The organism is Nocardioides sp. P5_E3 (genome assembly GCF_054049275.1).
In genome coordinates this window covers 1-11,203 of sequence record NZ_JBFUMR010000055.1, presented here as the reverse complement: position 1 = coordinate 11,203, position 11,203 = coordinate 1, and the positions used below count along the sequence as shown (strand labels likewise).

The window sequence follows — 11,203 nt, the reverse complement described above, 5'->3', positions numbered from 1 at the left end:
GACATCTACTTCTGCGACCCCCACTCGCCCTGGCAGCGCGGCAGCAACGAGAACACCAACGGCCTGCTGCGCCAGTACTTCCCCAAAAGCACCGACCTGTCGGTCTACCAGCTCGACTACCTCGACCACGTCGCCGCCAAGCTCAACCGCAGGCCCCGCAAGACCCTCGGCTGGAAGACACCGGCACAGGCACTCGACGAACTACTGTCGAACCCACCAAAACCAACCGGTGTTGCATCCACCGCTTGAATCCGCCGGCCGGGGAATGTGGGTGGTGCACCGCCCGGGCGGCGACCGAGTCGGGTGAGGTCTCGACGCGGCCGTCACGACCTCGTGCCTCGGTCGTGGGCCTTGCTCGACCTGGCCGCGCCCACGCCGACCGCTCGTTCCTCGCGGTCGACTGCGCGTCTCAGATGTAGCGCTCGGTGATGCTCGACTCGGCGAGGCGGGAGAGGCCCTCGCGGACGCTGCGGGCGCGGAGCTCGCCGACGCCCTCGACGGCCTGGAGGTCGTCGATGCCGGCGGAGAGCAGCTGCTGGAGGCCACCGAAGTGGTCGACGAGGCGGTCGACCACGGCAGGGGGGAGGCGGGGGACCTTGGCGAGGAGCCGGTAGCCGCGCGGAGCGACGGCGGCGTCGAGGTGCTCGGCGCCGCTGAGGCCGATGGCCCGGGCCACCGCGGCGGGGTCGACCAGCTCGGTGGGGGAGAGCGTCTCCAGCTCGGCGACGTGGGAGGAGGGGTCGGCCTGACGGCGACGGCCGCCCGGGAGGTAGTCGCGCACGACGAGGTCGCGCTCGGCGTCGACGCCGGTGACGAGCTCCTCGAGCTGGAGGGAGAGGAGACGTCCGTCGGTGCCGAGCTCGAGGACGTAGTCCTCGATCTCGCGGGCGATCCGGATGACCATCTCGAGGCGCTGCGCGACGACGGCGACGTCGCGCACCGTGACGAGGTCCTCGATCTCGAGGGCGGACAGGGTCGCGGAGACCTCGTCGAGGCGCAGCTTGTAGCGCTCGAGGGTGGCGAGGGCCTGGTTGGCGCGGGAGAGGATCTTGCCGGAGTCCTCGAGGACGTGTCGGATCTCGCCGACGTAGGCCGCGATGATCTGCATCGACTGCGATACCGAGATGACGGGGTGGCCCGTCTGCTTGGCGACGCGCTCGGCGGTGCGGTGGCGGGTGCCGGTCTCCTCGGAGGGGATCGTGTGGTCGGGCATCAGGTGGACGGCAGCCCGGTGGATGCGGGTGATGTCCTTATCGATGACGATCGCGCCGTCCATCTTGGCCAGCTCGCGCAGGCCCGTGGCGGTGAACGGGACGTCGAGGGTGAAGCCGCCGGTCGAGATGGACTCGACGACCCGGTCGAGCCCCAGGACGATCAGGGCGCCGGTGCGGCCACGGAGGATGCGTTCGAGCCCGTCGCGCAGGGGCGTGCCCGGTGCGATCGAGGCCAGGGTCGCGCGCAGCCTCAGCTGCTCGTCGATGCGCTCTGCCACCGGTCCTCCACGTGCTCTCTCCTCGGGCGCCCCCGTGCGCCATCGGGTGAAGTGTAGGGGTGGTCGGGCCCGATCCCCCGATCGTTTCCAGCTCAGGGGCCTCCGACCGCGGTCGGGCGACCCCTGCTCGTCAGAGGGGTGGTGTCAGGTCGAGGGTGAGCAGCGCGCCCAGGACATCGTCCACCTCCACCACGCGGAGGCCGTCGACCACGCGCCGCGAGGGGATCCCGCGCTCGCTGGGCAACGCCCGTCCGCGGGGGACGACCGCCACCTTGAAGCCGAGCCGCGACGCCTCGGCGATGCGCTGCGGCAGGTCGCGCACCCGGCGCAGCTCGCCGGCGAGGCCGATCTCCCCGATGGCCACGGCGCCTCGCGGTGGCGGCACGCCGAGGTGGGAGCTGGCCACGGCGACCGCGATGGCCAGGTCGGCCGCGGGATCGTGCAGCTTGGCGCCGCCGACGGTCGCGACGAACGTGTCGCTGCCCGCGATCCGGAGCCGGGCGTGTCGCTGGAGGACGGCGAGCACCATGTCGACACGTGACGACTCCACGCCCGAGACCGTGCGGCGGGGTCGCTCGAGCGGGGACGGCGTCAGCAACGCCTGCACCTCGGCCAGCAGCGGTCGTCGTCCCTCCATCGTCACGGCCACGCAGGTTCCGGAGACGTCCTGGGTGTGGTGCTCGACGAAGAGCCCGGTCGGGTCGGTGACGGCGGAGATGCCCTCCGAGGAGAGGTCGAAGCAGCCCACCTCGTCGACCGGGCCGTAGCGGTTCTTCATGGCACGGACCATGCGGAAGCGTGAGTTGCGGTCGCCCTCGAAGTGGAGGACCACGTCGACGAGGTGCTCGAGCACCCGCGGGCCGGCGATCGACCCGTCCTTGGTCACGTGGCCGACGATCATGGTGGTGATGTTGCGGGTCTTGGCGACGCGGATCAGCGCGGCGGCGACCTCCTTGACCTGGGTGACGCCACCGGGGACGCCGTCGATGCCCGAGGCGCCGATCGTCTGGATCGAGTCGACGACCAGCAGCGTCGGTCGTACGTCCTCGATGTGGGTGAGCACCGCCCCGAGGTCGGTCTCGGCGGCGAGGAACAGCTCGTCGTGGACGCCGCCGGTGCGGTCGGCGCGCAGCCGCACTTGGGCGGCCGACTCCTCGCCGGTGACGTAGAGGGTGCGCTGCCGGGTGCTCGCGGTCTGCGCGGCCACCTCGAGCAGCAGCGTGCTCTTGCCGACGCCCGGCTCGCCGGCCAGCAGGATCGCGGCGCCCGGCACGAGCCCGCCACCGAGGACGCGGTCGAGCTCGGGCACCCCGCTGGGGCGCGCGACCGACTCCGTGGTCGCGACCTGCCCGATGGGCACCGCCGGCGTCGAGACCGGACCGGCGGCGGCGCGCAGGGTCGGCGCGCCCGCCTCGGCGACGGACCCCCAGGCCTGGCACTCGCCGCAGCGGCCGACCCACTTGGCGGTCTCCCACCCGCACTCCGAGCAGCGGTAGGAGGAGCGCACCCGAGCGGTCTTCGTCGACATGGACCACACGCTAGGCGAGCCCACCGACACCCCGGTGCCCGCCGCGCGCGCCGGTGCTCACCCGTCGGGTGGGCGTGCGCGAGCGAGGGCGGGGCTTATGCTCACCTCGATTGGATCGATCTAGGGCGATCGGGAGGGGGAGCCATGGCGCGCAACGAGCATCGGACCGGGAGCACGCTGCCGGTGACGCCGCCCACCCTCGCCGACGTCGCGGAGCGGGCCGGGGTGTCGCGCCAGACGGTGTCCAACGCCGTCAACAACCCCGACCTGCTGCGTCCCGACACCCTCGAGCGGGTGCGCCAGACGATCGCCGAGCTGGGTTACTCGCCCAACCGCGCCGCCCGCAACCTCCGCACCCGGACGTCGTCCCTGATCGGCCTGCGCTTCGCCCCCGCCCAGGAGGGCACCGCCAACGCCGCGATGGACCGGTTCGTGCACTCGCTGGTCGAGGCGAGCGAGGGGGTGGGCTACCACGTCCTGCTCTTCCCGGGCGACGACGAGGACCCGGTCGGCGGCTACGACAACCTGCTGCGCTCGACCGCCGTGGATGCCTTCGTCGTCACCGACACCTACCTCGGCAACCCGCAGGCCGCGTGGCTGAGCCAGCAGCGCGCCCCGTTCGTCGCCTTCGGCCGGCCGTGGGACGACGACGAGGCCCGCCACGTGTGGGTCGACGTCGACGGCGCCGCCGGCATCGCGCTCGCCACCCAGCACCTCATCGACCGCGGCCACACCCGCATCGCGTGGATCGGCTGGCGCAAGGACTCCCCGATCGGCGAGGACCGCCGCTCCGGCTGGGTGCGCACGATGCACAAGAACGGCCTCTCCACCACGGGCATGGCCTCACGTGTCGAGGACGTCGTCCACAGCGGCGCCGAGGCGGCAGCCGTACTTCTGGACGAGTCCGCCCCGACGGCGTTCGTCTGCGCGTCCGACACCCTCGCGATGGGCGTCCTCCACACGCTCTGGATCCGGCAGCTCGCGCCCGGCCGCGACATCGGCGTGGTCGGCTTCGACGACTCCCAGGTGGCCCAGGTCTACCCGGTGGGTCTCACGTCCGTACGCCAGCCGCTGGAGGACGTGGCGGTCGAGATCATCCGCACCCTGCGCGCGCTGCTGTCCCACCAGCCCGTCGAGACGCGCGGCGTCCTCCTCGAGCCGACGCTGGCGATCCGCGAGTCGAGCTGACGCCGGCTCAGAAGTGGCGCCACCAGAGGTTGACCGCGTAGTCGACCTCGGTGCCGGTGTGGGAGGCGAGCGCCTCCTCGGCCGCCTCCGGTGGCAGCTCGATGCGGACGACCGACTCGAGGTCCTCGCGCGAGGTGAACGACCACCCCATGTCGATCTGCCGGCGCTGCCAGCCGTGCATCGACCAGAACCGCTCCACCGCCTCGGGGTCGACCTCGGGGAAGCCGCGACCGAACCAGCGACCGAAGGTCGACCGGGTCGGGTCGTTGTCGATCACGAACGCCGTGCCCCCGCGGCGTACGACCCGGTCGAGCTCGCGCAGGCCGGGCTCCGAGCCGGGGCCGAAGAAGTAGGCCCAGCGCGCGTGCGCCACGTCGACGGACGCGTCGGGCAGGGGGATTGCCTGGGCGCCGCCCTCGAGGACGCGCACGTGGGCCAGTGAGCGCGTACGACGACGGGCGAGCCCGACGAGCGGCGGGTGCGGCTCGACGCCGACCACCTGGGCCGCGGACCCGGCCCACAGCGGGAGGTGGAAGCCGCTGCCGCAGCCGACGTCGAGGACCGTGCGCCCGGCCCAGTCGCCGATCTCGCGCATCGCGGTGGCGATGCGGTCGTGGGGGTCGGCGGCGCGGTTCTCGAGCTCGTACAGCTCGGGGGTGTTCCAGATGTTGGGGGAGGGGCGCGGCTTCAGATCCGCACCAGGCCGTTGGGGGTCTGGAGCTGGACGGCGACGATGCCGGGGGTGCCGTTGGGGGCGACCCACTCGACCTTCACGTCCTCGAGGGGAGCCTCGACGGTCTCGCCGAGCCACTCGCTGACCCGCTGGGGGTCGCCGGCGATCTCGAGGCAGTCGAGGGAGTACGCGCCGGTCGCGCCGTTGCTGGGGTGGAGGTCCGAGGACGACTGCCACTGGATGAAGAACGGCAGCTGGGGGTCGGAGAGCAGGCCGTTGACGCCGATCTGCTGCCAGAGGAGCTCGGTGCCGTCGGGGCGACGACGGTTGCCCTTGACCGCCTCGCGACCGAGCCGGGACTCGATCTGGGAGATGTCGGCCACGGAGACGACCCAGCCGAGCCAGCCGCCGCCGAGGGCGGAGCGGGCGCGGACGGCCTGGCCGAAGGGGGCCTTGTCGCTGGCGGGGTGGTCGAGGACCTCGACGATCTCCATGTAGATGTCGCCGGCCAGCGGCAAGGTCATGTTGCGGGTGCCGAAACGGGGATGGATGCCCCCGTCGACGAAGTCGGTGCCGAGCAGCCCCCCGATGCGCTGGGCGGTGCTGGCAAGTCCATCAGGTCCGGCGGCGAAGCTGACGTGGTCCAGGCGCATGACCAGATTCTGGTCCGCGCGCATGCCGGCCTTGACACCGGGGTCGGAGTTTCTTGATGTCAAGACGTGCCGGCGAGCCTCAGCATCAGGTCGCGCACGTCGGTCGCGGCCACCGACCCGGCGACCGCGCCCGGGGTGCTGCACACGAGCATGGGGCCGAGAGTGGGGTCCTTCGGCAGCCGTCCGTGGGTGCCGCGCACCGGCGACGGGTCGAGCGGGACGACCTTCATCGCGTACCGCAGCCCGGCCATCTTCCTGGCGAGGGTGAGGCCGGCCTTGAGCTTGACCGCCTTGTCCTCGGGGTCGAAGAACAGCTCGGCGGGGTCGTAGCCCGGCTTGCGGTGGATCTCGACGCCCCGGGCGAAGTCGGGCGCCCGGGCGTCGTCGAGCCAGTAGTAGTAGGTGAACCAGGCGGTCTCGTCGGCGACGAGCACCAGGTCGCCGGAGCGCTCGTGGTCGAGGCCGTACGCCGCCTGCGCGCTGCGGTCGAGCACCTGGTCGACGCCGGGGAGCTCGGCGCACAGCCCGCGGACCGTCTCGAGGTCGGCGGGGTCGTCGACGTAGACGTGCGCGACCTGGTGGTCGGCGACGGCGAAGGCACGTGAGGTCCAGGGGTCGAGGTACTCCATGCCGTCCTGGGTGTAGACCTCGAGCAGCCCGCTGCGGCGCAGCATCCGGTTGATGTCGACGGGCTGGTCGGCGTCGGTGATGCCGTACTCCGAGAGCACCAGCGTGGTGACGCCGGTGCGCTCGGCGTCGTCGAGGAGCGGCGCCAGCGCGGCGTCGATCTCCTGGGCGGCCCGCACGGCCTCGTCGGAGTCGGGGCCGAAGCGCTGGAGGTCGTAGTCGAGGTGCGGGACGTAGCAGAGGGTGAGGTCGCTGCGGGGCATCAGCCGGCGGGTGGCGGCGATGATCCACTCGCTGGAGGCGATCGCGGCGGTCGGGCCCCAGTAGGTGAACAGCGGGAACTCGCCGAGCGCGCCGACGAGCTCGTCGTGGAGCTCGGGCGGGCGGGTGTAGCAGTCGGGCGCCTTCTTGCCGTCGGCGTAGTAGATCGGCCGCGGCGTGACCGTGTAGTCGGTCGTCATGCCCATGGCGTACCACCAGCAGACGTTGGCGACGGTGTAGTCGGGTCGCTCGCGGCGGATCGTCTCCCACACCTTCTCGCCGTCGACGAGCTTGTTGTGCTGGCGCCAGAGGAAGACCTCGCCCAGCTCGCGGAAGTACCACCCGTTGCCCACGGCGCCGTGTCCCGACGGCGGCAGGCCGGTGAGGAACGTCGACTGCACGGAGCAGGTGACGGCCGGGAGGATCGGCTCCAGGGTGGCCTGCGAGCCCGCATCGGCGAGGCGGCGCAGCCGGGGCATGTGCCGGAGCAGGTCGGGGGTCAGGCCGACGAGGTCGACGACGAGCAGCTTGGGGTGGGCCACGGTGGCGTCCTGTCTGGGTGGGGGCGGAGAAAGGGGGGAGGGGGAGGTCAGTCGAGCGAGGTGAGGCCGAGCCCGACGAGCTCGTCGCGGACCCACGCCAGCTCGGCGGCGAGCCCGGCGGCAAGGGCGTCGTCGTCGGCGGGGGCGCCGTCGGGGAGGACGGACCAGGTGTAGGTCTCGACCTCGAGGTGGTCGGTGCGGGCGGTGTCGCCGCCGAGGAGGGCCGCCAGCGAGGCGCGGAGGTCGTCGCGGCTGTTGCGCAGCGGCGGGGCCGGGTCGGCGTGGACGGGCACGTGGAAGTGCACCCGCCACGGCGACCTGTCGTCGAGGGGTCGGCGTCCGTCGAGGGCGTCGGGGAGGTCGTCGCGCGACGCGAGCCGCTGGCCGACTCGCTGGCGCACCTGGTGCAGGAAGCGGTCCTCGGAGTACGACGTCAGCGCGGCGCGGGCGGCCGGGTCGGCCGGGTCGTCGACGACGAGCGCCGCGGCCGGCTGCACCTTGACCACGTCGAGGCCGGCGGCGTCGAGCCGGCCGAGCGCGTCGGTCGCGTCCTCGAAGCCGACGGCGAGGTGGCAGAGGTCCAGGCACACACCGATCCGCTCGCGGTCGGCCGCGTCGAGCCTCTCGACCGCCTCGGCGATGGTCTCGATGACGCAGCCCGGCTCGGGCTCGAAGGCGACCCGGACGGTGCGCCCGGTCTCGGCCTCGACCTCGGCCAGTCCCTCGGCCAGGGCCTTGAGGTGCAGCTCGGCACTCGACTGGCGGTCGGCGAGCCACGGCGCGCGCCAGGCCAGCGGCAGGGTCGAGATGCTGCCCCGGACGGCGTCCTCCGGCATCAGCGCGGCCAGCACGCGGGCCACGTCGAGGGTGTAGTCGAGCCGGGAGCGCTCCGCCCAGGTCGGGTGGTAGACGCGCTTCTTGACGACCTCGTCCTGGAAGGCGGCGTAGGGGAAGGCGTTGAGGGTGACGATCTCGACGCCGTGCTCGTCGATCGCGTCCCGCAGTCGGGCCACGGCGTCGAGGTCGGAGGCGAGGCGGCGCGCCGCGGCGGCGGGGAGCCACATCCCGAGGCCGACGCGGTCGGTGCCGAGGTGCTGGCGCAGCCGGTCGCCGTACGTGCCCACCTGGGCGATCAGCCCGTCGACGTCCTCGGCCGGCAGGACGTTGGTGCCGTAGCCGAGGTGGACGACGGTGCCGTCGGGGTGCTGCAGCCTCATCGTCAGTCCCGCGAGCCGCGCAGGATCGAGTTGCCCTCGAAGGTCGCGGAGGCGTCGCCGCCGGCGGAGCCGTCGTCGGCGAGGTCCGGGTCGACGAGCAGCCGGCCGCTCTGGCCGAAGAACTCGATCGGGTTGCGCCACAGCACGCGGTCGACGTCGTCGGCGGAGAAGCCGGCCTCGAGCATCGCCGCACCGGTCTTCGAGGTCTTGAGCGGGTCGCTGCGGCCCCAGTCGGCGGCCGAGTTGACCAGCACCCGGTCGAGGCCGCGGCGCTGCAGGATCGCGACCATCCGGTGCTCGTCCATCTTGGTGTCGGGGTAGATCGAGAAGCCCATCCAGCAGCCGGCCTCGTCGACCTGGTCGACGGTCACCTCGTTGAGGTGGTCGACGACGACCATTCCGGGCGCGAGGCCCGACTCGGTGACGAGCTCGAGGGTGCGGCGGGTGCCCTGCTCCTTGTCGCGGTGGGGCGTGTGGACCATCGCCGGCAGCTCGAACTCCACGGCGAGCTCCAGCTGTCGCGCGAACGCCTTCTCCTCCTCGACCGTCATCGAGTCGAAGCCGACCTCGCCCACGGCGACCACGCCGTCCTTGGCGAGGTAGCGCGGGAGCACGTCGAGCACCTCGGCGCACCGCGGGTCGTTGGCCTCCTTGGGGTTGAGCGCGATCGTGCAGTGGTGGGCGATGCCGAACTGCGAGGCGCGGAACCGCTCCCACCCGACGAGGGCGTCGAAGTAGTCGGTGAACGACCCGACGGTGGTGCGCGGCTGGCCCAGCCAGAACGCCGGCTCGACGAGCGCGCGGACGCCGGAGGCGTACATCGCCTCGTAGTCGTCGGTGGTGCGCGAGGTCATGTGGATGTGCGGGTCGAAGATGCGCATCAGGAGTCCTTCTGCTGGTCGTGCTGGGTGGAGGCGGCGCAGGCGTCGAGGACGACCTGCACGTCGAGGGGTACGTCGCGACCCGCGGCCTCGCGCTCGCGCCGGTAGCGCTGCACCATCTCGGCCAGCTCTCGGTCGGCGCGGCGCGCGAGCCCGGTGACCGACGCGACGGGCACGCCGGTGAACAGGCACTTGAGGACGCCCTGGCGCCACGAGTCGTCGTCCAGCCGGTCGCTGTGCGGGCCCATCGCAGCGGCGACGAGGCGGGTGTCGTTGGTGCGGAGGGCGTCGAGCAGCAGGTCGGTGCCGTCGACGTCGTCGGGTGCGCCGGACAGGGCGTGCAGGACCGCGCGCTTCTCGTCGTTGTCGCCGTAGCGGTAGACCCCGCGCAGCTCGGCCAGGAGCGCCTCGGGGTCGAGGGAGCGCGCCGCGGTCTGCACGAGGGAGACGCGTACGGCGTCCTCGAGCAGGACGTCGTCGGCTCCGGCGAGCGGGCCGCGGCCGGTCTTTCGGGCGGCCGCGGGGAACGCCCGGCCCAGTCGCGAGGGGTCCTCGGCCACCTCGGCGGTCAGCGCGTCGAGCTGCGCCTGCGCGTGCTCGTCGAGCGCCTGCCGGATGGTGTCGTCGGCGGCCAGCGGACGGATCTCGGTCACGGCGTGGGTCCTTCCCTGTCGGAGTCGGCGAGGCGGGCCAGGGAGGCGCGCAGGGCGGCGATCTGTCGCGCGGCGACAGTGGGCGCCGCGTGGGAGTGGCGGGGCAGCTCGACGCTGGCGAGGCCGGTGAAGCCGGTGGCCAGGAGGGCGCCGAGGACCGCGTCGAGGTCGAGGGTGCCGGTGCCGAGCTCGAGGTGCTCGTGGACGTCGCGCACCATGTCGTCGACCTGCACGTTGCCGATGAGCGGACCGGCGACGGCGATGGACGCCTCGGGGCTGCGCGGCTCGTTGCAGACGAGGTGGCCCAGGTCGAGGGTCAGCCGGAGGTGGTCCGGCTCGCCGAGCCGGCGGCGCAGCTCGAGGGCCTCGTCCACCGTGTCGACGTGCATGCCGGGCTCGGGCTCGAAGCAGACGGTGACGTCGAGCTCGTGCGCGAGGTCGAGCACCGGACCGAGGCCGTCGGTGAGCCGGCGCCAGCCGTCCTCGGCGCTGGCGCCCTCGGGCAGGACGCCCGACCAGCACGACATCGCCTCGGCCCCCAGCTCGGCGGCGATGCGCACGGCACGGGTCAGGAGCTCGACCCGCGGGCCGCGGTCGCCGTCGCTGACCAGGGTGGGCTCGTGCTTGTGCCACGGGTCGAGGACGTAGCGCGAGCCCGTCTCGATGACGACGGCCAGCCCGTGGTCGGCGAGCGACTTCGCAGCGCGCGCGGTCTGGGCGGCCGCGTCGTCGGCGAAGGGGTCGAGGTGGGGCTGGTCGAGGGTGAGGGCGACGCCGTCGTAGCCGAGCCCGGCGATCACCGCGCAGGCGTCGGGGAAGCGGTGGCCGGAGAAGCCGTTGCTGCCGTAGCCGAGGCGGAGGCCGCCCGGTGCCGGGGCGCTCACGTGGGGCTCCAGCGGCGCGACAGGGCGCGGTAGGCTGGGCCGGCGCCCACGACGGTGGCGGCAGCGCCCAGCCGGCCGCGGCGGGCGAGCCAGGCGCCCTGGAGGAGCGAGAACCCGCCGATCCCGGTGCGGGTGGCGGCGCGGGCCGCCTCGGCCGTGGGCTGCTGCGCCGCGCGGGCCTGGGCGCGGCCGACCACGACGGCGTACGCCGCCGACAGGCCGACGCCGGCCGTGCGGGCGAGGCGACCGGAGTGCGGGTCGTGGAACGCCGCGTGGGCCGTGGCGGCGGCCACTGCGAGGGTGCCTGCGGTCACCGCTCCGGCGACCTCGGGGCGGGTGCCGTGCACCTCTCCGCGGCTGAGCCAGGTGAGGCCCGCGGTGTGCGCGGTCATCGCGAGGGCGGGCTGCCACGCGCTGGCGGGGGAGGCGTGGGCGCCGAGGAGGACGTCGAGCCCCCGCGTCGAGGCCATCGCGAGGGGCCCGACGGCGGCGTCCTTCGCGACGGCGTCGTAGGCCACCACCATGAGGGCGAGCGGGGCCGCGACCGCGACGGCCGAGCGACCGCCGACGAGGGCGGCGACGCCGAGACCGGCGGCGCCGAGGC

Annotated in this window: 12 protein-coding genes; 2 read left to right on the top strand and 10 right to left on the bottom strand. The window is 73.3% G+C overall.

Annotated elements, in window-relative coordinates:
- The coding region (locus ACXJKB_RS22405; protein ID WP_457192378.1) for an IS30 family transposase at window positions 1-249 on the top strand (249 nt) is incomplete at its 5' end.
- A 160-nt stretch (window positions 250-409) separates the two neighbouring features.
- On the opposite strand, the gene disA is transcribed toward ACXJKB_RS22405, so the two are convergent.
- Complete coding sequence (disA, locus tag ACXJKB_RS22400; RefSeq protein WP_300049281.1) at window positions 410-1,492, bottom strand: DNA integrity scanning diadenylate cyclase DisA; 1,083 nt, start codon at window positions 1,490-1,492, stop codon at window positions 410-412.
- Window positions 1,493-1,622: 130 nt separating this feature from the next.
- Entirely contained in the window at window positions 1,623-3,020 is a 1,398-nt protein-coding gene (gene radA / locus ACXJKB_RS22395; protein WP_457192376.1) for a DNA repair protein RadA, read from the bottom strand.
- 144 nt (window positions 3,021-3,164) lie between these two features.
- Here radA and ACXJKB_RS22390 point away from each other — a divergent pair, with 144 nt between their 5' ends.
- Window positions 3,165-4,208, top strand: coding sequence for a LacI family DNA-binding transcriptional regulator (locus ACXJKB_RS22390; RefSeq protein WP_457192374.1), 1,044 nt, complete (start codon window positions 3,165-3,167; stop codon window positions 4,206-4,208).
- Window positions 4,209-4,215: 7 nt separating this feature from the next.
- On the opposite strand, the gene ACXJKB_RS22385 is transcribed toward ACXJKB_RS22390, so the two are convergent.
- The 8 genes from ACXJKB_RS22385 to ACXJKB_RS22350 all read right to left on the bottom strand — a co-directional run.
- Window positions 4,216-4,803 (bottom strand): class I SAM-dependent methyltransferase, encoded by a 588-nt coding sequence (locus ACXJKB_RS22385; protein ID WP_457192372.1) that lies wholly within the window; start codon window positions 4,801-4,803, stop codon window positions 4,216-4,218.
- Between the two features lie 92 nt (window positions 4,804-4,895).
- On the bottom strand, window positions 4,896-5,534 hold the full coding sequence (locus tag ACXJKB_RS22380) for a VOC family protein (RefSeq protein WP_457192371.1): 639 nt from the start codon (window positions 5,532-5,534) through the stop codon (window positions 4,896-4,898).
- Window positions 5,535-5,593: 59 nt separating this feature from the next.
- Window positions 5,594-6,964, bottom strand: coding sequence for an alkaline phosphatase family protein (locus tag ACXJKB_RS22375; RefSeq protein WP_457192369.1), 1,371 nt, complete (start codon window positions 6,962-6,964; stop codon window positions 5,594-5,596).
- Between the two features lie 47 nt (window positions 6,965-7,011).
- Complete coding sequence (gene eboE / locus ACXJKB_RS22370) at window positions 7,012-8,181, bottom strand: metabolite traffic protein EboE (RefSeq protein WP_457192367.1); 1,170 nt, start codon at window positions 8,179-8,181, stop codon at window positions 7,012-7,014.
- 2 nt (window positions 8,182-8,183) lie between these two features.
- Window positions 8,184-9,062, bottom strand: a complete 879-nt coding sequence (locus tag ACXJKB_RS22365) for a TatD family hydrolase (protein WP_457192365.1) — start codon at window positions 9,060-9,062, stop codon at window positions 8,184-8,186.
- Window positions 9,062-9,715 (bottom strand): EboA domain-containing protein, encoded by a 654-nt coding sequence (locus ACXJKB_RS22360; protein ID WP_457192363.1) that lies wholly within the window; start codon window positions 9,713-9,715, stop codon window positions 9,062-9,064. The genes ACXJKB_RS22365 and ACXJKB_RS22360 overlap by 1 nt, the downstream gene beginning before the upstream one ends.
- Complete coding sequence (locus ACXJKB_RS22355; RefSeq protein WP_457192361.1) at window positions 9,712-10,599, bottom strand: sugar phosphate isomerase/epimerase family protein; 888 nt, start codon at window positions 10,597-10,599, stop codon at window positions 9,712-9,714. Before ACXJKB_RS22355 ends, ACXJKB_RS22360 begins: the two co-directional genes overlap by 4 nt.
- A partial coding sequence (locus ACXJKB_RS22350) for an SCO3242 family prenyltransferase (protein ID WP_457192359.1) occupies window positions 10,596-11,203 on the bottom strand: 608 nt, incomplete at its 5' end. The genes ACXJKB_RS22350 and ACXJKB_RS22355, both read right to left, overlap by 4 nt.